The organism is Domibacillus sp., assembly GCF_031181085.1.
GTDB lineage: Bacteria > Bacillota > Bacilli > Bacillales > Domibacillaceae > Domibacillus.
This window is the reverse complement of sequence record NZ_JAPSLE010000009.1, coordinates 1-21141: the sequence shown is the minus strand read 5'-3', so window position 1 is coordinate 21141 and position 21141 is coordinate 1. Positions and strand designations below refer to the sequence as shown.

Sequence of the window (21141 nt, the reverse complement as noted above, 5' to 3'; positions counted from 1 at the left end):
TATTAAAATGAAAAGGAGGTGGAGAAATCTTCTCCACCTAAATGTTATGCTGCTTTTTGCACAGCCTGTTTTTTCTCATCACGTTTTCCAAGGAGCATCGTTACAGCAAAAGCAACTACAATCGAAATAATCATTCCAATCACATATTGAACAAGTCCTTCATGCTGAATAGAAATGATGCCCGGAAGACCGGCTGCGCCAAGTGCAATCGCTTTTACCTTAAAGAATGTCACATACGCCGTTGCCACAGAAGAACCGATCAACGCACCAATAAACGGATAGCGAAGCTTTAAATTCACTCCGAACAGGGCAGGTTCTGTAATGCCAAGCAGGGCTGAAACACCTGCAGCAGAAGCCGTTCCTTTTAACTTTTTGTTTTTTGTTCTCATAAAGACGGCAAGTGTAGCCGCTCCTTGAGCGACGTTTGACATGGTCGCTACAACGAAGATAAAGGAGCCGCCTGTTTTTGCTATATCCGCAAGAAGTTGTGTTTCAACGGCAATAAAGCTGTGGTGCATACCGGTGATGACAATAGGTGCGTAAAGCAGGCCGAACAGGGCGCCTCCTACAAAACCGGTCGTATCATAAAGCCAGATCATACCGTCGGACAGCAGGTTGCCGGCTGTACGAGTAAGCGGACCTACAAGTGTAAACGTTAAAATACCTGTAATAAAAATTGTTAAAAGCGGCGTCAGTAAGTTATCGAAGAGCGATGGAACAATTTTGCGAAGAGATAGTTCCACTTTAGCCAGAATAAAGGAAGCAGCAAGAACAGGAAGAACCGTACCCTGGTAACCGATTTTTTCAATTTCAAATCCGAAAATAGACCAGACAGGAATTTCATTTTTAGCTAGAGCATCTGCAATATTATAAGCATTCAATAAATCCGGGTGCACCATCAGCATACCGAGCGTGGCGCCAAGATAAGGGTTGCCGCCGAAGCGCTGGGTTGCAGAAAAACCAATTAAAATAGGGAGAAATACAAAGGCAGCATTGGCAAATGTATTAATAAGAGCTGCTAAATCAGCCATATTTGGATAAGCTTCAATCAGTGACTTGCCCTCTACAAACAGTCCCTGTGCTGTGAGTAGGTTGTTGATTCCCATCAACAGACCGCCGGCAACGATGGCTGGAATAATCGGTACAAAAATATCAGACAGCATTTTTACAAACCGCTGGAGAGGATTCATTTTCTTGGCGCCGGCACTTTTCACATCAGCTGTTGACATGCCGCCAGTACCAGTTAGCTTGGCAAACTCTGCGTATACCTTGTTAACGGTACCAGAGCCAAAAATAATTTGGTATTGACCGCCGGTAGAAAAAGTCCCTTTGACGCTGTCCATCGCGTCGAGTTTTTCCTGATCGACAATCGATTCATCATGCAGGGCGAGCCGAAGGCGTGTGGCACAGTGGGCGGCTGCTGCAATGTTTTCCTTTCCGCCAAGCGCTTCAAGCGTTTCGCGTGCAATTTGAGGGTAATTCATTGGAGTTCCTCCTTTGTAGGTAAAGTATAACCGATACGTGTAAGATTATTTGGAACCGGTTCCCGTAAGTATTAAATAAAAAGGGGAACCGGTTCCAAGAACGAGTAAATAGGAAAACCGGAATTGGAACCGGTTTCTACCTGATTATAAAAGATGATCTGTACGGATGTCAACACTTTCTCGTAAAACAAGTTCAAATCGCGAATAGGCCAATTTTGGAATGTCTTCCCCTTTAATCAGCTTGGTGATATGATCCGCTGCCATCTGGCCGGCTTCTTTAAAATGAATGTGGACGGTTGTTAAAGAAGGATGCATCATAGCGGTTACCTCATAGCCTCCAAAACCCGTAATGGAAATATCTTTTGGAACATACCGTTTTTTTCGGTAGGCTGCTTTCATGGCTCCGAAAGCAATATTATCGGTGGCACAAATAAGCGCTGAAGGCGAAAATTCATCAAAAAGCTGTTCTGCTTTTTCGGCAGCGTCAGTCATATTAAAAGTCGTTTCAAAAAAGCGGGCTTCTACTTCTTCCGCATGTTCGTGCAACGCCTGGGCCACTCCTTTTTTTCGCTTGACTCCGACTGCTACGTCATATTCGCCGACCCCAAGAAAAGCAATTTTTTTATGGCCGCGCTGGGCAATGTATTTACCAATGGCGTAACCTGCTGTTTCATCATCGTGGATCAGGCTGTATACCTCTTCGTGCTGCTGGCCGACAAGAAGAACCGGGATATCAATGGTGCGAAACGCTTGTAAATGCGCATCTGTTACTTGGGTAGCGAGCAGAATAATGCCCGCTGCTTTTTGTTTGGCGAGTGTATAAATGCTTTCAATTTCCCGCTGGAGATCTTGTCCCGCATTGGAAACAAGCATATGATAATTTAATTCGCGAAGCCGTTCATCAATCCCCATCAACGTACGGGAAGTAGCGTAGGAATCGAGCCGGGGAACGATTGTGCCGATCATATTTGTTTGTTTCGCTTTTAAGCTCTGGGCAAAAGCGTTCGGTGTATAGCCTGTTTCACTGATGACCTGTTCAATTTTCTTTTTTGTTTCTTCACTGACCGAACCGCCATTTAAGAACCGTGACACAGTGCTTTTTGCGACACCGGCGATTTTGGCAATATCTGCGATGGTTTTCATCAAATTCCACTCCGTTTCTATCTTCTACTATACATGATTGAAGAGAAGGGAGAAAACGAAAGAAAGCGAAATACAGAAAGAGAATTTAATGAAAGCGAAGCGGTTCACACCGTTTGGGGTGAAATACAGAAAAAAATCGACTATGATGAAATGTAAGCGCTATAAAATGACGAAGAAAGGTTTAAGGAAGTTGAGAAGTTTCATTTTAAAGCACACAAAATTGCCTGGCATTTGTTACAAAAAGAAAAAAAGCCGTTCGCCATGACTTCCGGGTGGTTAATAACTAAAATACCCCGCTTTCGCGTTCTAAAAGTTCATGGCTTGCTGCGAGGGAGCTGACAGGCGATATACCAGGAAAGGCTGAACGGATGTATGCGGATATTTCGGCTCCCATACATATAAAAGATGACTTTTAAAGTGCTGTCGGGCATTTAAAGGAGGCGGAATCAATGAAACAAGCAATTGAAAAAGCACATCGCGCTTTTCGTCAGGACGAAAAGCGGGCAGCACACAGTCCGTACCGGCTCGGTTATCATATTATGGCGCCGGCCCGCTGGATAAATGATCCAAACGGCCTTATTCAATGGCGGGGTGACTATCACGTGTTTTATCAGCATCACCCGTATGACGTAAAGCCAGGCTCCATCCATTGGGGGCATATGAAAAGCCGTGACCTTGTTCATTGGGAGCATTTGCCGATTGCGCTTGCACCTGATGAGGAATATGACAGAAGCGGCTGTTTTTCCGGCAGTGCAGTCGATCATGACGGTATATTAACGCTCATTTATACCGGGCATGCAGAAGATAAAGACGGAATAAAAGAGGTCCAGTGTATCGCAACGAGCACAGATGGCATTCATTTCGAGAAGCATCCACAAAACCCGGTTATTTCTGCTCCTCCCCGGGGAGCCGCGGCTGATTTTCGTGACCCGAAAGTGTGGAAGTATAAAGAGAAATGGTATATGGTTATCGGCAGTCAAAAGGACAAGCTTGGCAGTGTACACTTGTATGAGTCGGCGGATCTTTTTTCATGGAAGGATCGCGGAGCTATTATAAAAAGCGATGGTAGGCTTGGATTTATGCTTGAATGTCCTGACTTTTTCGAGCTTGAGGGCAGGCATGTGCTTCTCGTTTCACCGCAAGGCATTGAAGCTTCCGGCGACCGTTATCAAAACCTTTACCAGACCGGAACGCTGATCGGCGATTTGGATTACGAAACGGCTGCATTCACGTACAGTGAATTTACTGAGCTTGATCAAGGCTTTGATTTTTATGCGGCACAGTCATTTGAGGATGACCAGGGACGGCGGATTGTATTCGGCTGGATGAATATGTGGGAGGCGGTTATGCCGGAACAGGCACATGGCTGGGCAGGGGCGCTGACGATTCCGCGCCAGCTGTCCTTTAATCAATCAGGACGGCTTGTGATGCAGCCTGTAGAAGAATTGAAAAAACTGCGACGGGAAAAAACGATTGCCGGTCCAATGCCTCTTTCCGGGACACAGCTGTTCCATATATCCGGCGACCGTCTGGAAATCAAAGCGGAATTTGAAGCGCGAAGTGCCACGTCGTTTGGTCTGCATGTAAGATGTTCAGAAGACAGCCGGGAAAAAACGACGATCCGCTTTGATGCAGCTGATCAAGCCATTACTTTTGACCGGCATTCATCTGGTGAAGGGGAAGGCGGTATCCGCAGGGCAAAAATTGGAGCATCAGCTGTTGTGAAACTGCATATATTTGTCGATCGTTCTTCGGTTGAAGTGTTTGTGAATGACGGAGAAGCAGTTATGACCGGACGTATTTATCCGAATGAAAAAAGTACGAAGGTTCAATTATTTGCCGACGGCGGCGAAGCGAGGCTCGTTTCGTTCGCGGCATGGAAACTGAAAGATGTGTGGAAACAGGAATAAATGTTTTTAAACCACCTAGAAAATAGGTGGTTTTTTTATTGACACAAAATAGACGTTTTATTAATATGTCTATAAATAAATAAACGTAAAAAGGAATTGTTTGTTATGAATACTTCAGCAATGTTTTGGAATGCGTCGATTCAAGAATTGAAAAAAGGCTACGTAGAAGAAACTGATTTTTTTACCTGCCTTTTGTGCGGAAAAAGAATTGAGAAAGGGATCATTTATCCGGTTGAAGACAAGCTCTATGACGCGGAGCGGTATACGCAGGCTCACATTAACCAAGAACACGTCTCTGTTTTTGACTATATCATGAAAATGGATAAAAAGCTGACGGGGCTTACCGAACATCAAAATAAGCTGCTGCGCCTTTTTTACGAGGGGAAAAACAATAAAGAAATACAAGCGGAAATGGGGATCGGAAGTATTTCCACCATCCGAAACCATCGTTTTGTACTAAAAGAAAAAGAACGCCAGGCTAAAATGTTTTTGGCAGTGATGGAGCTGTTAAATGAAAGGGATGCCCATGCTCCTGTTGTCGTCCCTTCCCACAAACAGGCTAGAATGGTTGACAGCCGTTATAACGTAACAGAAGAGGAACAGGAAAAGGTGATTCAAAAGTTTATGCCAGAAGGGATTTTGCTCGCATTTCCGCCAAAAGAAAAACAGCGGCTCGTTATCATGCGGGAAATGGCGAAAAAGTTCAAAGCAGGCCAGGTGTATAGCGAAAAAGAAACAAACGAGATCCTGTTCGCTATTTTCAATGATTACGTCAAAATACGAAGATACTTAATTGAATATGGCTTTTTAAACCGCAAGCCGGACGGAAGTGAATATTGGGTGAATGAATAAGGGGAGGCATTGAAAATGGAGAGAAAAAGAGAACTGAAACAGCAGTTTAAAGAAATGGAGATAGAAGCAGGCGTGTATGAAATAAAAAATACGATCAATCAAAAGATCTTTATTGGCAGCACCCGGAATTTTAAAACGTTGAATGGGCGGAAGTTCGAGTTGGAAGCAGGTTCAAGCACAAACAAGGCTTTACAGAAAGAATGGAACAAATTTGGAAAAGAAGCTTTTCAATTTACGATTCTTGAGCAGCTGAAAAAGCCGGAGGAAAAATGGCTTGCTGAAAAACAGCTGTATGGAGAAAAGGGTTATAACGGGCTCTAATAAAAACGGAAATATGGTGGAGATCGAATCCATTAAATAAGTAAATACCAAAAAAACCGGCCTGCTCAATTGCGAGCAGGCCGGCTTTTTTGGTGGGAACACACTTTTAAAAGCATGCATATTATTGGTAGGAAGAGGTGGTGAACATGAAAGTTTTACACAATCCGGTGGAAACCGAAAAACAGGAATGGAAGAAGGAACGTAGACGGCAAAAAGCAAAAACGGCCCTAACTGTTTTTTCTCCACTTTTTCTTCTGCTGATCTGGGAATTTTTATCCCGAAGCGGCTTAATCGATGCACGGTTTTTTCCGCCGCCGACCGCTATTGCAGCTACGTTTGTTGATATGCTTGTAAGCGGTGAACTGTTCGGGCATATTCGGATTTCGTTGTTTCGTATTTTTGCGGGCTTTTTGCTTGGAGCCATTCCCGGTATTATCCTCGGTCTGTTCATGGGCTTGTATGCACCAATCAGGCATTTTCTTTCTCCTCTAATTATGGCGCTTATGCCCATCCCCACACTTGCGCTGCTGCCAATCATTTTAATTTTGTTTGGCATTGGTGAAACGTCGAAAGTTGTGACGATTGCAGGGAGTGTCTTTTTTCCAGTGGTGATCAATACAGCGGCTGGTGTTCTTTCCATTGATTCCATGTACTTGGACGTAGCTAAAAACTATGGCGCAAGCCGTAAAGATTTCTTTTTAAAAATTGCCCTGCCTGGTTCACTTCCCTTTATGCTTGAAGGAATTCAAATGGGGCAGGCTATTGCTCTGTTAACCATTGTAGCGGCTGAGATGATGGGAGCGCGGTCGGGAATTGGCTACTTAATTTGGACATCGTATAATGCGTTTCTGCTCAAAGACATGTTTGTCGGGCTTATTTTAATTTCATTTTTCGGCTATCTTTTTTCCCTGCTGCTGCGTGCACTGCAGCGAAAGTTACTTCCGTGGAGGTGATTAGATGAATGATAAGCCAAAAATATCCATACGCGAGCTGACGAAAGTTTTTTATAAAAAGCAGGACAGTACAACCGCTATTGAGAGGATTTCCGTTGATATCGCAGAAGGGGAATTTGTTTGTTTGGTCGGACCGAGCGGATGCGGAAAAACCACACTGCTCCGTATTATTGCCGGTCTCGAAAAACAAAGTGCCGGCCGTTTTGACATTCAAAAAAGTGGTGCAGGTCGTCCGAGCCAGTCGATGGTGTTCCAGGAGAAGGGGCTTCTGCCGTGGCTGACAGTAGAAGAAAATGTCGCCTTCGGTTTGAATATGCGTCACTTGCCAAAATCCTATGTGACAGAAAAAACACAATATTTTTTGGCGAAAGTGGGACTGGAGAAATTCGCGAAAATGTATCCGAAAGAGCTTTCGGGCGGAATGAAGCAGCGGGTCAGCATCGCCAGGGCTTTTGCGAACGACCCGGAGATTCTGCTCATGGATGAACCGTTTGGGGCACTCGATGAACAGAACCGGTTTATTTTGCAGGAGGAGCTGCTGTCGATTTGGTCCGAAACGAAGAAAACGGTTCTTTTTATCACGCACAGTATCGATGAAGCTCTTTATTTAAGTGACCGGGTTCTGTTGATGAGCGCGCAGCCCGGCCGTATTGCCGCTGATGTCCGCATTGATCTGCCAAGGCCAAGAAAGCTTGAAGATATCCGGTCCAATCCGGACATGACTGCTGCTTTTTCAAAAATATGGAAGCACCTGCAGGAAGAAGTACAGGGATCAAGAGAATGAAAGGAGCATCGGAATGAAAAAGTGGCTTGGATTGTTAGGTGTTATGTTCCTTTTAGCGGGCTGTGGAGAAGAAAAACCATCTAGTGTAGGGAATGAAGTAAGTAAGAATAATCCATCCGGTGATCTGGCTCCTTTGGAAGAAAAAACAAAAGTCATTATAGCGGAAGACGGTTCGGCATCCGGTGCTGGATTTTACATTGCCAATGAAAAAGGATATTTTGAGGACTACAACATTGAAGTGGAGTTTGCGACGTTTGCTAACAGTGACGATATGCTTCCCGCTCTTGCATCCGGTGAAGTAGATATTGCGGGAGGGGTTTCTTCCGCCTCATTCTTTAACGCCATTGCTCAAGGAATCGATGTGAAAATTATCGCTGACAAAGGGCACAATGAAAAAGGAAAATCGTATTTTACTTTCGTGATTGGCGCAGACAAGAAAGATGAAATTAAAGATTACAGCGATTTAAAAGGAAAAAAAGTAGCGGTATCCACCGAGCATGCGGTTGATGATTATATCTTCCGGAAAATGCTCGAGCACGCCGGCTTAAAGGAGAGCGACGTAGAGTTTGTTTTAATGCCGGACTTCGGCAATATGCTGGCAGCTATCGAAAATGGCTCCGTTGATGCAGCGCTTCAAATTGAACCGCTCATTACACAGGGCGTATCGGAAGGCATTCATATCCGCTTCGGTGATGCAACGGACTTTGCCCCGAAAGCGCAAATCGCCATGGTGCTTGGCTCGCCGCAGTTTATTAACGAACAAAAGGATGTTTCTCTGCGCTTTATGGCTGCCTATTTAAAAGGAGTCCGCGACTATAATGATGCCTTTAAGAAAGGAGAAGGCAAGAAAGAGATCATTGACATTATGACCAAGTATACTTCTTTGAAGGATGCAGCAGTGTGGGAAGAAGTGTATGTAACAGGCCTTGATCCAAATGGAAAAATGTTCGTAGACGATATCCGCCAGCAATATGATATGTACAAGAAAAATGGAGCCATCCGCGGCGAATTTGATTTTGACAAAGCGATTAATACGACCGTTACAGAAAAAGCGGTTGAGATCATTGGTGTTTATAAATAAAGGCTTGCATATAAATACCTGGTCCAAGGCTGGCGGCAAAGTCGTCAGTCTTTTCTTTCATAAAGAAAATGGACAGGCTGCTTGTCGGGAAGCACCGCTTCTTAAAAGGAGCCGGTAGTGGAAAGCCGGCCGGACTTCGCTTTCCACGGGCAGTGCGGGAGCCTCCTCGGCGCGTACGCCTGTAGGATCTCCCGGCTCACTGTTCATCCCGCAGGAGTCTTGGTGCGGCCGGCTTCCCCATTTGTTTCCAAAAAGCAGTGAAGAGGCATCTTCACATGTGCTTTTACCACTTTATTCGTAGGGCAAGTGTATCTATTAAGCAGTGCGCCCGCCGCCTTATCGGCTCTTATTCTAACCGTCCGCACTCGTTGTATGAATAAGAAGCAATGCACAAAACGCGCAGACAGTCGAGCAGGTGAACGGGTCGGCAGGGAAAATGACTGAGCTGATTAAAGAAGTGCGCTTTGATTCAGAGCAAAGCTTCCTCGTTGTTGATACACTTCGGCGGGCCATTGATAAGTTTACGCTATCAAAAAGATAAAGGTGTTTCGCGCGCTGCGAGGCGCCTTTATCCTTTTGTCTGACTGCGCGAAAAAGATTATGGTAAAATAAAAGAATCAAACGAAGCCGTTAAAAGCACACAGTGATCTATCCGTAAAGATGGGAAAAGCGTCAGGGAGGAAGCGGGAAAATGGAAAACCGGTTTGCAAAGCAGCAAAAATTTTATCCGATCGGCACAAAAGGCCAGGAAGGGCTGGCGCAGTCAACGGTCGCGATTATTGGGTGCGGGGCGCTCGGTTCTGCCGCGGCAGATACACTGGCGCGCGCTGGTGTTGGCCGGCTGCTGCTTGTCGATCGTGATTATGTTGAAATGTCTAACCTGCACAGGCAGCCGCTTTACACAGAAGCGGATGCACGCGATATGATGCCAAAAGTGGAAGCGGCGAAAAAGCGTCTGGCGGCCGTCAACAGCGAGGTCGCGGTGGAAACGTGGATGGATCATGCAGATGCTGCGCTCATTGAAGGGCTGGCACAGCGAAGTGATCTACTGATTGACGGGACCGACAACTTTGAAACACGTCTTGTTATCAACGATGCAAGTGTCAAGCATGGCATTCCTTGGATCTATGGGGCCTGCGTCGGTGCAACGAGTGTCGTTATGCCATTTATCCCTGGAGAAGGCCCTTGCTTTCGGTGCCTGCTGCCGGTACTTCCCTCTTCTGCTGAAACATGCGACACAGCCGGTGTGATTGCGCCGGCTGTATATATAACTGCAGCTTTTCAGTGTGCTGAAGCACTAAAGTGGTTGACGGGGAACGCTGACTATATACGGCGTGATATGCTGCGAATTGACACATGGACAAATGAAAAGCACGCATTCGGTGTGAAGAAAATGAAACGGCCGAACTGCCTGTCGTGCGGAGCGAAACGCACGTATCCGGCTTTGAGCCGGTCAGATGAAACAAAGGCGGCTTTATTGTGTGGCCGTGACACCATTCAGCTGACACCTGGTGCCGGCCGGACGCTGACACTTGAAGACGGAGAGAAAATAGCCCGGAAACAGCGGTTGAAACATAAGCGGACGCCTTATTTTTTGCAGATTATGTTTGGTGAACATCGAATTGTTTTGTTTGAAAACGGTCGTTTGTTTTTTCATGGAATGCAGGACGCTAAGCAGGCTTTAAAAATTTATAACCAGCTTTTCAGTTAAGGGGGAGCGGAAGAAATGTCAGTTGATTTTGGGAAAGAAACGTCATGTTCAGCCGGTGTTCTGACTGTGAGCGACACACGAACCGTTGAATCGGATAAAAGCGGTGCTCACATTCAGGCTCTTCTGGAAGAAAACGGCCATCAAACAACGCGGTATGCTATTGTGCCGGACGAACAGGAAGCAGTGGGCGAGATGATTGGAAAGTGGCTTGAAGATGATCAGATTGATTTGATCATTGTAACAGGCGGAACTGGCATTGCATCCCGGGATATTACTATTGAGACGGTAAAGCCGCTGCTTCAAAAGGAAATTCCGGGATTTGGAGAGTTTTTTCGTTATTTAAGTTTCACAGAAGATATTGGCACAAAAGCGATGTTATCCAGAGCGTTAGCGGGAACAGCTAAAGGCGGAAAACTGCTTTTTGCTCTGCCGGGCTCGCTCGGGGCGGTTGATCTAGCGATGCGGAAGTTGATTTTGCCGGAAGCGGCACATTTGCTTCATGAAGCTAGAAAATAAAAGGGACATAAAAAGTGTAGAGCTTTTCATTCGGTGGTAGAGGAAAGGAAAAGCGGCCGCTTAACCGCGGCCGCGCTCATAGTCTCCGTTTTTGCCGCCTGATTTTTTCTGCAAATACGTTGGACCGATCACCATTTCTTTCCCGGATGCTTTACACATATCATAAATAGTGAGCGCAGCGGCTGAAGCGGCAGTCAATGCCTCCATCTCAACCCCGGTTACACCCTTTGTTTTTGCTTCTGCCTCAATGAATACAACAAAGCGGCCGGCTGCTTCGTCCACTTTCCAATGGAACGTGATATTAACGCCGGTTAAAGGAATAGGATGGCACATGGGAATAATTGAAGAGGTTTGTTTAGCGGCCATGATGCCGGCTACTTGGGCAACCGCGAAGACATCCCCTTTTTTATTTGTACCTTGCGTGATCTGCTCATAAATAGATTGGTTTACTTCGATAGAGGAATGAGCGACAGCAAGACGGACCGTTTCCGCTTTCTCGGAAACATCCACCATTTTAGCGCGTCCCTGCTCATTAAAATGCGTGAATTCAGACATACAAACATCCTTTCAGGTAATAGATAATCTCAGTATAGCATGGGGAAAAGAAAGCGAGGAAAAGAGAATGGTTGAAAAGCGACAGCCGATTGCAGTAAAAGAGGCGATTGAGAGAGTGATGAAACGGGTGACACATTTAACAGAAGAAACGGTACCGCTTCATGAAGCATACGGGCGGATTTTAGCGGAGCCGGTTCGAGCCAGTCACGATGTGCCTCCGTTTGATCGTTCTCCGTATGACGGATTTGCCGTCCGCTCTGCCGACACAAAAGGTGCCTCTGGCGAGTCGCGTGTTGAGTTTCGCGTCATTGATCATATTGGCGCAGGAGCTGTGTCGCCGCATACAGTCGGCGAGGGAGAAGCAGTTCGTATCATGACCGGGGCACCGCTGCCAGACGGAGCGGACGCTGTTGTGATGCTGGAACAGACAGTGATCACAGAAGACATGTTCACCATTCGTAAGCCATTTGAACCGCTTGAAAACGTATCGTTAAAAGGAGAAGATGCACAGGAAGGAGAGATCATCGTCAAAGCCGGCACTTTTATCCAGCCTGGCGTTATTGCTGTCCTGGCAACATTCGGATACGCACAGGTACGTGTAGCGAAAAAGCCGGTCGTCGGGCTGCTGGCAACAGGCACCGAGCTTGTTGCCGTCCATGAGCCGCTTGCGCCGGGGAAAATCCGTAACTCAAATGGTCCTATGATTGCCGCTCAGCTGGCGCGAATGGGCATAGAGTGCCGGCTGCTTGGTTCGCTTCCCGATGATGAGGATGCCTGCTTTGATATGGTGAAAGCGGCAATTAATGAATGTGATGCGGTCATCACAACGGGTGGAGTATCGGTAGGTGATTTTGACTTCCTGCCGGCCGTGTACGCCCGTCTCGGAGCTGAGGTATTATTTAATAAAGTACAGATGCGTCCTGGCAGTGTTACAACGGTTGCTCATGCGCGGGATACTTTTTTATTTGGCTTGTCTGGAAACCCATCTGCCTGCTTTGTCGGCTTTGAGCTTTTTGTGCGTCCCGCTCTTCTTTCCATGATGGGGAGCGGCCGGCCGTATTTACCTTATGAGAAGGCAGTACTGGCGGCAGATTTTAAAAAGCCAAATCCGTTTAACCGGTTCATTCGGGCCGTTTATACATCCGCGCCATCAGGTGCGGTGGTCAGCCCGGCGGGATTTAATAAATCGAACTCGGTCACATCGATTGCAAGAGGAAACGCGTTTATCGTATTGCCAGGCGGCACGCGCGGATTCCAAAAAGGTGATGAAGTAGATGTACTGATCATTGGATCGGAGGAAGGAGCAGCAGTATGGGAGCTGAATTAAAACCATTTCATGTAACAGAAGAGCCGCTTGACGGAGCGCCATATATGGATTACGTCACGCACCCGGGAGCAGGTGCGGTTACACTGTTTGCTGGTACAGTTCGTGAGTGGACAAATGGAAAGCGGACAATGTACTTAAAATATGAAGCATACGTACCAATGGCTGAAAAAAAGCTGGCGCAAATCGGTGATGAAATTATGGAGAAATGGCCAGGTTCACGCGTAGCGATTGTTCATCGGATTGGCGAGCTTGCTATTTCTGACATTGCGGTGATTATCGCTGTCTCCTCTCCGCATCGAAGAGCCGCTTATGAAGCGAATGAATACGCGATTGAGCAAATCAAAAAAGTGGTCCCAATCTGGAAAAAAGAAATATGGGAAGATGGAGAAGAATGGATCGGCGATCAAGCTTATAAACCGGAAGGAGGAAAAGCATGATTTATCTGCATTATTTTGCGGGCTTAAAAGAAGCGGCCGGAAAAGCCGAAGAAGAGCTTGCATGGGAGAGCGGCACTGCAGCAGATGTGCTGCAGTGGGTCAAAACATCGTATCCAGAGTTTGATTTTTCCGCTGTGCAAATAGCGGTTAATGAAGAATATGTACTCGAAGGTGAGCCTGTTCACCCAGGTGATCACGTAGCTTTTATTCCACCGGTAAGCGGGGGATAACCAAAACTATGAAAAAGGACTGAGCGCTTTGAACATAACCGATACACTTCAGCGTCCATTGCGTGATTTGCGGATTTCCGTAACTGACCGGTGCAACTTTCGCTGTACGTATTGCATGCCGAAGGAGATTTTTGGTGATGATTACGCGTTTATGCCGAAAAGCGAGCTTCTCTCTTTTGAAGAAATCACACGGCTGGCAGCGCTGTTTATAGGGTTTGGCGTTAAGAAAGTGCGGCTGACAGGCGGAGAACCGCTGCTGCGTCGTGATCTGCCGGAGTTAATCCGCATGCTGTCAGCGCTTGACGGACTAGAAGACATCGGTCTGACGACAAACGGACTTTTGCTGAAGCAGCATGGTAAATCGTTGTTCGATGCAGGGCTTCGGAGGCTGAACATCAGTCTGGATGCGTTATCAAAAGAAACGTTCGGGAAGATGAATGGCCGGGGAGTTTCACCGGACGTTATTCTTCAAAATATTGATTACGCGCAGTCACTTGGATTTACAGTGAAGGTTAATATGGTCGTGCAAAAAGGTGTGAACGATCATGAAGTCGCTCCGATGGCGGCTTATTTTAAGAAGCGGGACATCACTCTCCGGTTTATTGAATTTATGGATGTAGGCACAGACAACGGCTGGAGTTTTAAACAAGTCGTCACAAAAAGGGAGCTTCTTGACCACCTTCGCGAAACAGAAGAACTCATTCCAGCCGAAGCGGCTTATTTTGGTGAAGTGGCCGGACGGTACCGTTATAAAGATGCAAAAGCAGAAGTTGGGTTTATTCCTTCTGTTTCTGAGTCGTTTTGTTCTTCCTGCACACGCGCCCGGCTTTCATCGGATGGAAAGTTTTATACATGCTTGTTTGCGACAAGTGGGTTTGATATAAGGGAACTGCTGCGCTCCGGGGCTTCAGACGAAGAGCTGGCTCGGGCTATTCGAGGTGTATGGGAAAAGCGGACAGACCGCTATTCTGATGAGCGGACAGAGCAAACGGCGAAAAGCCGTAAAAAAATTGGCATGTCTTATATTGGCGGATAAAAGCAGCGCTGGCTCCTTTGATCAGGGGGCCGGCGCTTTTGTTTTATCGGCTTGTCCCGTATACTTACTTTTATAAAAGCGTTTTCTTAATCAAGGGAGGATCATGATGAACTATCGCGAACTGGGCAATACGGGATTGAAGGTAAGCGAAATCAGCTTTGGTACGTGGGCAATTGGCGGCTCTTGGGGAAAAACGACAGATGAAGAATCATTAAAATCCCTGGATTACGCAATGGAACAGGGTGTGAATTTTTTTGATACAGCCGATGTTTACGGAGACGGCCATAGTGAACGGCTGCTGGCCAAAGCCACCAAAGGAAGAGAAGATGAGGTTTATGTTGCAACGAAGTTTTGCCGCCAAGGCGATATTCATGCGCCGGAAACTTATTCTTATGAACAAGTCAGTACGTATTGCGAAGCAAGTTTAAGAAGACTGGCGCGTGAGAGAATTGATTTGTATCAAATTCACTGTCCGGCTACAAAGATTTTGGAGGAAGGCGAGGTCTTTCATGTTTTGGACTGCCTTCAAAGAGAAGGGAAAGTACGGCACTACGGTGTCAGTGTAGAGAGCGTCGAAGAGGGCCTTCTGTGCCTTGAACACCCACACGTCAAAAGCCTGCAGGTGATTTTCAACCTTTTTCGCCAAAAGCCTGCGGAAGAGCTGTTTCAAAGAGCGAAGAAACAGGGCGTTGGTATTATCGTCCGCCTTCCGCTTGCGAGCGGCCTGCTGACGGGCAAGTTCAAGCAAAGCGATACATTTGAAGAGGACGATCACCGCCATTTTAACAATGATGGACATGCATTTAATGTTGGTGAAACCTTTGCGGGGCTTGGCTTTCAAAAAGGCGTTGAGCTTTCAAATGAATTAAAGTGGATTGCAGAAGGAAGAGGATCGATGGCAGAGGCCTCTCTTCGCTGGATACTCGATTATCCGGAAGTAACGTGCATCATTCCCGGATTTAAAAACACGCGGCAAGTCGAGCAAAACCTGCGGGCGCTCCACACACCTTCTTTCACACAGGAAGAGCAGGAGCGGGTCAAAACGTTTTATGATGAAAAAGTAAAACAGCATATTCGTGGTGTTTATTAATGGATGCCTGCTCTCCAACGGTGGAGGAGCAGGCCCTTTTTTTGATATGATACGATTAATACATATAAGGATAGGAGCGATTAGATGTACGAGGAGTATACTGCGTTTGCGATTGAGCTTGGAAAGGAAGCGGGAGCTTTTTTACGGCCGAATGCCGGGAAAGCGGGCGGACAGACAATCAAAGCAGCAAAGGATTTCGTTACGGAAATGGATATCAAAGTTGAAGAGCTTATTATCGAACGAATTCAACAGAAGTATCCAGAACATCGCATTTTCAGTGAAGAAGCTGGAGTGATTGAGGCGGACAGTGACTACGAATGGGTAATTGATCCGATTGATGGAACGATTAACTACAGCATCGGCGTACCGCAGTATGGTGTCTCCATTGCGCTTACATACAAAGGGGAACCGATTGTCGGAGTCATTGATCTGCCAGGGCTGGATGAAACGTATTGGGCATCAAAAGGCGGCGGTGCTTTTAAGGATGGTGAACCGATTCGTGTAAGGAATGTTCCTTTGGCGGAATCCTTTGTTTCACATAGCGATTTTGCGAAAGACGGTAACAAAGAAGCGAATGTGCAGCGGCTCGATCTGCTTTCGAAGATTGTAAACGATGTATACCGCGTCCGCATTATTGGCACAGCAGCTGTTACGCTCGCATACATTGCAGCTGGAAAATGGGATGCTGCACTTTATATGAACCCGGCTTTTTATGATATTGCGGCAGGTCAGCTTCTTGTAACAGAAGCAGGAGGTGTAATGGCAGCAGCCGGTCCGTATACGATGTTTGGACAGAAACAGGCGGCTGACAAACTCGTTTCTTTACTCGAGGAAGCAAAATGAAGCTGATTGCTATAGATATGGATGGAACACTTCTCAGCAGCCAAAATAAGATTCCGCATGAAAATATAGAAGCGATACGCGAAGCGCAGAAAAAAGGAATAGAGGTTGTCATCTCAACTGGACGCTCATACCCGGATGCTTCAAAGCTTATGAAGGAGGCTGGACTGGTCACCTGGATTATCGGCGCGAACGGAGCGACAATACATGACCCGTCCGGAACCTGTGTCCAGGCTGTTTCCTTAAGCCGGGAACAGGCAGAAGAGATCCTCGCTTATTTTGAAGCGCGCAGCTTTTACTACGAGGTATTTTCGGAACAAAGCATTTTTTCACCGAACAATGGCCATGAATTGGTGAAAGTTGAAATGGACCGTATTCTAACCGCCAACCCGCATGCGGACCGTGAGGAAATGAAAGAAGCGGCCGAGCGGCAGTTTAGTCAGGAACCTTTTCATTTTGTAACGTCTTATAAAGAGATACTGCAGGAAACGAATCAGTATTTTAATTTGCTCGCTTTTTCTTATGATGAAGAAAAATTGCAGGAAGCATGGGACCGTTATGCGGGCCGGCGTGATCTTGCTCTGGCGGCTTCAGCGAGTCATGTGTTCGATATTATGCATCCGGATGTTTCAAAAGGAAATGCTGTTCGGAAGCTGGCTGATCAATTTGGTGTGAAAACAGAAGAAACAATGGCGATCGGCGACAACTTCAATGATATATCGATGTTTGAAGCCGCCGGCCGGAGTGTGGCAATGGGCAATGCGCCGGAAGGAGTAAAAGAAAAAGCGGGGGCTGTCACACTCGCCAACGACGAATTTGGCGTCGCTCATGCGATTCGCCAGCTCTTGTAAAATCCTTCTTTCTTTATACGTATTTTGGGATTATAATGAAACGCATATTTCTAAAATTAAGGATAAGTGAGTGATAAACAATGGAGCCGAAAAAATGCAGAGAATCTCGTGTCGTGCGGACAAGCCGGGTTTTTCCAAACGATGTAAACAACCATAATACATTATTTGGGGGACGTCTGATGAGTGATGTGGATCAGGTTGCGTCCATTTCAGCTGCGCGTCACAGCCGGAAGGAATGTGTAACGGCTTCAACCGATTCTGTCGACTTTTTACATCCGATCCGCCCGAGCGATTCGGTTTGCTTTGAATCGTTTGTGACGTGGACAGGTAGTTCTTCGATGGAAGTCTTTGTTAAAATTATTGCTGAAGATTTAAAAACCGGTGCGAGAAAAATCGCGGCTACTGCTTTTTTGACGTTTGTTGCCCTGGATGACAAACGGCGTCCGGCTCCTGTTCCAGGTGTGATCCCTGTTACGAATGAAGAAAAAAAGCTGAATGAAACGGCACCAATGCGGGCACAAAAGCGGAAAGAGCGGAAAAAGGACAGTAAAGAATTAGCGGCTTATTTAACGACAGACAAATTAGAGTCGTAAGTCGTCTCGTTTGATCCCACTTCCTTTTTTTGAAATAATGAGCAGGAAATGATTTGGAAAGAGGTGCTCATATACAATGAAAGTGCTGGTAGTTGGAGCAAACGGACAAATCGGGCAAAAATTAATCGGGCTACTGCAGAGTAGTGAGAAGCACGAAGCGCGGGCTATGGTACGCAAGGAAGAACAAGCGGAAGCGCTGAAGGAAAAAGGAGTAGAAGCAGTTGTTGCCAATTTGGAAAGCAGTGTAGATGAGCTGACAGATGCGGCGTATGGCTGTGATGCGATTGTTTTTACCGCTGGATCCGGCGGTCACACCGGTCCAGATAAAACGCTTTTGATTGACTTGGACGGAGCAGCAAAAATGGTGGAAGCAGCCGAAAAAATCGGAGTAAAACGATTTGTGATAGTGAGTGCGCTGCAAGCGAACAATCGCGAAAACTGGAATAAAGCGATGCTTCCCTACTATGTAGCGAAGCACTATGCAGACCGTGCAGTTGAACAAAGCTCACTGACTTATACGATTGTGCGCCCTGGCGGCTTGTTGAATGAACCAGGTACAGGCAGAGTGGAGGCGGGCGAACAGCTTGAGCGCGGTTCCATTCCGCGTGAAGACGTAGCGTCGGTCGTTTTTCATGCACTTGACGAGGCACATACGTTTAACCGTTCCTTTGATCTGATCTCTGGAGAAAAGTCGATCAGCAGTGCGTTAAAACAAATTTAAAAACAGCTCTCCCTGTGAAACAGGAGAGCTGTTTTTAATGAATGGCTTTAAGATCAATTCGTTCAATAAATTCAACAAATGCTCTGACAATATTTAATTCAAGCGATTCCTCATGAAAAAACATCCAGCCTTTCCGCTTGATCAGCTCCCCGTTTGGCTGCCTTAAAGGGATTTTATGGAGATTCTCGATGTCTTCTAAAATCATGCTTGGCAAAATGGCATAGCCGAGACCGTTTGCCACCATGTTTTTGCACGTGCCGGCTTTGTCAACGTCAATGCTGATTAAAGGTGGTTTCGCATAATTCTCTGCCCACCAGTTATCGACGACCATTTTCAGTCCTTGATCAGTCCTGTAATCAATTCTCGGATGGTCAGGCAGGTTCTCCAGGTCAATTTCATGCTTCGATGCCACACAGATGGTTTCTTCAAACAGGAGGCGCTTTTGGTCTTTCCAGCCGTAATCGCCTTTGACGAATCCAACGTGTACATCCTGGTTGTGTATTAAATGGGTAATATGGCTGCTCCATTCTGTCACAACTTTAAACTCGACATTTGGATATTCTTCTTTAAACATTTTTAAAAGGCCCGGCAGCTTATAATCCGTAAAAAAAGTTGAGACACCAAGACGAAGTGTGCCGGACATCGTATTTTCCATATTTAACACGTTTTCTTTGATTTTCTGCATGCGGTGAATCATATCGTCTGCACACTTTGCTAAATAATCTCCCTGCGGTGTAAACTGTACACCGCGCCTTCCACGTGTGACAATCTGCACGCCAAACTCTTTTTCCATTTGTTTCAGCCGGTTTGTCAGAGCAGGCTGGGAAATATAAAGCGACCGCGCGGCGCTTGTAATATTTTTATGTGTATGCAGCGTTTGTAATATAAGCCAGTCGCGTTCATCCATTTGACCGTCTCCTTACAGGTATAATCAATATTTATTGTTAAGTATAGAAAAACGATATTTTATTTATTTCTCTTTTTTCATTATAGTAAATAGTAGAACAAGAAGAAAGAAGGAGTCACCATGAAAGAAACAAAATGGCTGTTTATTGCCATAAGCGCTATTGGAGGGCTGCTGCTTTCCATGACTGGCCTGTCGATTGGCTGGATGCTCGGCACACTTTTAGCCGCCATGCTTATTTCTTTCACTAAGCCAAACGTTTTAGGAAAGAAAGGCGTTCCGAAATACTGGCTTTATGCTGGTCAATGTATTTTAGGCATTGAGCTTGGTCAAAAAATCAATCTTTCCGTTCTTACTGTTTTTCAAAAGGATTGGGCGGTTATTATCATTATGCTCCTGCTTTCGATTGTATTTTCGCTCCTGTCAGGTATGGTTTTGTGGAAATTTAGCAAAACAGATATGCTGACAAGCTTTTTCAGTACAGCTCCTGGCGGTTTGTCGGCTATGCCGGGAATTGCCGAAGAAGTAGGGGCTAATACAGCGGTTGTAAGCATTTTGCAGACGATGCGTGTGTTTTTGGTTATCTTTATTATCCCTATCGTTGTTTCGGTCCTCGTATTTCACCCATCTGCCGCTCCTGCTGCGCAAACAGCTCCTTCTGTATTTGAATGGACCAGCTTTGGCTGGACAGCGGTCCTCGCTGTAACAGCGTATGCGGGCTACCATGTCGGAAAAAAATTAAAATTTCCTGCCCCCTGGCTGCTGGGAGGCATGCTGTTAACAGCAGTTGTACAGGCAGGTACATCTTCTGCGGTCGGATACGATATGCAGGCTTACTGGCCGCATGAAATTATGATCCTTTCGCAAATTGTGATTGCTGCTTCCATTGGCTCAAGGTTTCGAAAAGAAATGTTTTATGGGTTAAAGCAGACCATTGCTATCGCGTTTATTAGTACGGTTCTGTTTATTAGCGCTATGTTTGTTTGCGCGTATATCGTGTCAAAAGCAACGGGTCTCGCGTTTATGACGGCTGCTTTAGCATTTGCGCCAGGTGGCGTAGCGGAAATGGCAACTACCGCAGTCGTTCTCAATGCTGATGCGACTTTTGTTGTAGCTGTTCAAGTTTTGCGTATTATTGCGGTGATCCTCGTGCTGCCGCCAGTATTCCGAATGCTGCACGCGTGGGAGACAAGAAAAGAAACTCATTCTCATGCATCCGTTTAGTACGATTAACTTTTCACTCTGTTTTTCTTCTTTAGTAGAAGAGAAGAAAAACAGAGTTATTTTTTAGTCTTTTTTTAAAAAAGGTTTGACTTTTAAAAAGTAAAAGTGTTATATTTAATACCGTCGCTTGAACAGTAAGTCAAAACATGAAAATCTTAAACGGTTTTGGTTAATATCTTTCCAAAAAGATTGACTAGATTTGAGAGGTATGATAAAGTGATGTATCTTCGTTAATAACTTCTCAGTATGAAATAAACAAACTTTAAAAAAGTTGTTGACATTGAAAAGTGATTAATGATATGATATTATAGCTGTCGCAGAGATAGCGCAAACGAATTGAACATTGAAAACTGAACAAAATCAATAAAAACGTCAACGTTTTAAATTTTTATCTTCCATTAAAAACACCCCGTGTTTTAATGGAAACAAATGAGCAAGTCAAACACTTTTTGGAGAGTTTGATCCTGGCTCAGGACGAACGCTGGCGGCGTGCCTAATACATGCAAGTCGAGCGGACTTGACAGAGCTTGCTCTGTTCAAGTTAGCGGCGGACGGGTGAGTAACACGTGGGTAACCTG

The 21141-nt window shown here is 45.8% G+C and carries 22 protein-coding genes and 1 rRNA gene; 19 read left to right on the top strand and 4 right to left on the bottom strand.

The window, feature by feature from the left end; genetic code table 11:
* Positions 1-44: 44 nt before the first annotated feature.
* The gene (locus RIN81_RS13225) at positions 45-1484 is read right to left on the bottom strand and encodes a sucrose-specific PTS transporter subunit IIBC (RefSeq protein WP_309090902.1); all 1440 of its coding nucleotides are present in this window, start codon (positions 1482-1484) and stop codon (positions 45-47) included.
* A gap of 144 nt (positions 1485-1628) precedes the next feature.
* Entirely contained in the window at positions 1629-2627 is a 999-nt protein-coding gene (locus RIN81_RS13220) for a LacI family DNA-binding transcriptional regulator (RefSeq protein WP_309090900.1), read from the bottom strand.
* Positions 2628-3076: 449 nt separating this feature from the next.
* On the opposite strand from RIN81_RS13220, the gene RIN81_RS13215 reads away from it, so the two are divergent.
* The 8 genes from RIN81_RS13215 (at position 3077) to RIN81_RS13180 (ending at position 10755) form a co-directional block, all read left to right on the top strand.
* Positions 3077-4537: a glycoside hydrolase family 32 protein gene (locus tag RIN81_RS13215; protein WP_309090898.1), complete on the top strand. Its 1461-nt coding sequence runs from the start codon at positions 3077-3079 to the stop codon at positions 4535-4537.
* A 105-nt stretch (positions 4538-4642) separates the two neighbouring features.
* Positions 4643-5389, top strand: coding sequence for a DUF2087 domain-containing protein (locus RIN81_RS13210; RefSeq protein ID WP_309090896.1), 747 nt, complete (start codon positions 4643-4645; stop codon positions 5387-5389).
* A 15-nt stretch (positions 5390-5404) separates the two neighbouring features.
* Positions 5405-5710, top strand: a complete 306-nt coding sequence (locus RIN81_RS13205) for a GIY-YIG nuclease family protein (RefSeq protein WP_309090894.1) — start codon at positions 5405-5407, stop codon at positions 5708-5710.
* A gap of 146 nt (positions 5711-5856) precedes the next feature.
* Entirely contained in the window at positions 5857-6663 is an 807-nt protein-coding gene (locus tag RIN81_RS13200) for an ABC transporter permease (protein WP_309090892.1), read from the top strand.
* 4 nt (positions 6664-6667) lie between these two features.
* Entirely contained in the window at positions 6668-7447 is a 780-nt protein-coding gene (locus RIN81_RS13195) for an ABC transporter ATP-binding protein (RefSeq protein ID WP_309090890.1), read from the top strand.
* 13 nt (positions 7448-7460) lie between these two features.
* The gene (locus RIN81_RS13190) at positions 7461-8528 is read left to right on the top strand and encodes an ABC transporter substrate-binding protein (RefSeq protein WP_309090888.1); all 1068 of its coding nucleotides are present in this window, start codon (positions 7461-7463) and stop codon (positions 8526-8528) included.
* Positions 8529-9219: 691 nt separating this feature from the next.
* Positions 9220-10239, top strand: a complete 1020-nt coding sequence (locus RIN81_RS13185) for a ThiF family adenylyltransferase (RefSeq protein ID WP_309090886.1) — start codon at positions 9220-9222, stop codon at positions 10237-10239.
* Between the two features lie 15 nt (positions 10240-10254).
* Positions 10255-10755: a MogA/MoaB family molybdenum cofactor biosynthesis protein gene (locus RIN81_RS13180; protein ID WP_309090884.1), complete on the top strand. Its 501-nt coding sequence runs from the start codon at positions 10255-10257 to the stop codon at positions 10753-10755.
* Positions 10756-10815: 60 nt separating this feature from the next.
* Here RIN81_RS13180 and moaC read toward each other — a convergent pair whose 3' ends face one another.
* Positions 10816-11310 (bottom strand): cyclic pyranopterin monophosphate synthase MoaC, encoded by a 495-nt coding sequence (moaC, locus tag RIN81_RS13175; protein WP_309090882.1) that lies wholly within the window; start codon positions 11308-11310, stop codon positions 10816-10818.
* Between the two features lie 67 nt (positions 11311-11377).
* On the opposite strand from moaC, the gene RIN81_RS13170 reads away from it, so the two are divergent.
* The 9 genes from RIN81_RS13170 (at position 11378) to RIN81_RS13130 (ending at position 18435) form a co-directional block, all read left to right on the top strand.
* Positions 11378-12637 carry a molybdopterin molybdotransferase MoeA gene (locus tag RIN81_RS13170; RefSeq protein ID WP_309090880.1) on the top strand — a complete coding sequence of 420 codons (1260 nt, stop codon included), beginning with the start codon at positions 11378-11380 and terminating at the stop codon, positions 12635-12637.
* The gene (locus RIN81_RS13165) at positions 12622-13074 is read left to right on the top strand and encodes a molybdenum cofactor biosynthesis protein MoaE (RefSeq protein WP_309090878.1); all 453 of its coding nucleotides are present in this window, start codon (positions 12622-12624) and stop codon (positions 13072-13074) included. Before RIN81_RS13170 ends, RIN81_RS13165 begins: the two co-directional genes overlap by 16 nt.
* Positions 13071-13304, top strand: coding sequence for a molybdopterin converting factor subunit 1 (gene moaD, locus RIN81_RS13160; protein ID WP_309090876.1), 234 nt, complete (start codon positions 13071-13073; stop codon positions 13302-13304). The genes RIN81_RS13165 and moaD overlap by 4 nt, the downstream gene beginning before the upstream one ends.
* Positions 13305-13323: 19 nt before the next feature.
* Complete coding sequence (moaA, locus tag RIN81_RS13155) at positions 13324-14340, top strand: GTP 3',8-cyclase MoaA (RefSeq protein WP_309091061.1); 1017 nt, start codon at positions 13324-13326, stop codon at positions 14338-14340.
* 106 nt (positions 14341-14446) lie between these two features.
* Positions 14447-15430, top strand: coding sequence for an aldo/keto reductase (locus RIN81_RS13150; protein ID WP_309090874.1), 984 nt, complete (start codon positions 14447-14449; stop codon positions 15428-15430).
* Between the two features lie 84 nt (positions 15431-15514).
* Positions 15515-16273 (top strand): inositol monophosphatase family protein, encoded by a 759-nt coding sequence (locus RIN81_RS13145; protein ID WP_309090872.1) that lies wholly within the window; start codon positions 15515-15517, stop codon positions 16271-16273.
* On the top strand, positions 16270-17121 hold the full coding sequence (locus RIN81_RS13140; RefSeq protein ID WP_309090870.1) for a Cof-type HAD-IIB family hydrolase: 852 nt from the start codon (positions 16270-16272) through the stop codon (positions 17119-17121). The genes RIN81_RS13145 and RIN81_RS13140 overlap by 4 nt, the downstream gene beginning before the upstream one ends.
* A gap of 80 nt (positions 17122-17201) precedes the next feature.
* Positions 17202-17714, top strand: a complete 513-nt coding sequence (locus RIN81_RS13135) for an acyl-CoA thioesterase (RefSeq protein WP_309090868.1) — start codon at positions 17202-17204, stop codon at positions 17712-17714.
* 76 nt (positions 17715-17790) lie between these two features.
* A complete protein-coding gene (locus tag RIN81_RS13130) occupies positions 17791-18435 on the top strand; it encodes an SDR family oxidoreductase (RefSeq protein WP_309090866.1) in 645 nt (214 codons plus the stop codon).
* Positions 18436-18469: 34 nt separating this feature from the next.
* Here the strand turns inward: RIN81_RS13130 and RIN81_RS13125 are convergent, their stop codons facing one another.
* Complete coding sequence (locus RIN81_RS13125; RefSeq protein WP_309090864.1) at positions 18470-19342, bottom strand: LysR family transcriptional regulator; 873 nt, start codon at positions 19340-19342, stop codon at positions 18470-18472.
* A 120-nt stretch (positions 19343-19462) separates the two neighbouring features.
* Here RIN81_RS13125 and RIN81_RS13120 point away from each other — a divergent pair, with 120 nt between their 5' ends.
* Positions 19463-20563, top strand: a complete 1101-nt coding sequence (locus RIN81_RS13120; RefSeq protein ID WP_309090862.1) for an AbrB family transcriptional regulator — start codon at positions 19463-19465, stop codon at positions 20561-20563.
* A 446-nt stretch (positions 20564-21009) separates the two neighbouring features.
* A 16S ribosomal RNA gene (locus RIN81_RS13115) occupies positions 21010-21141 on the top strand; the annotation flags it as partial.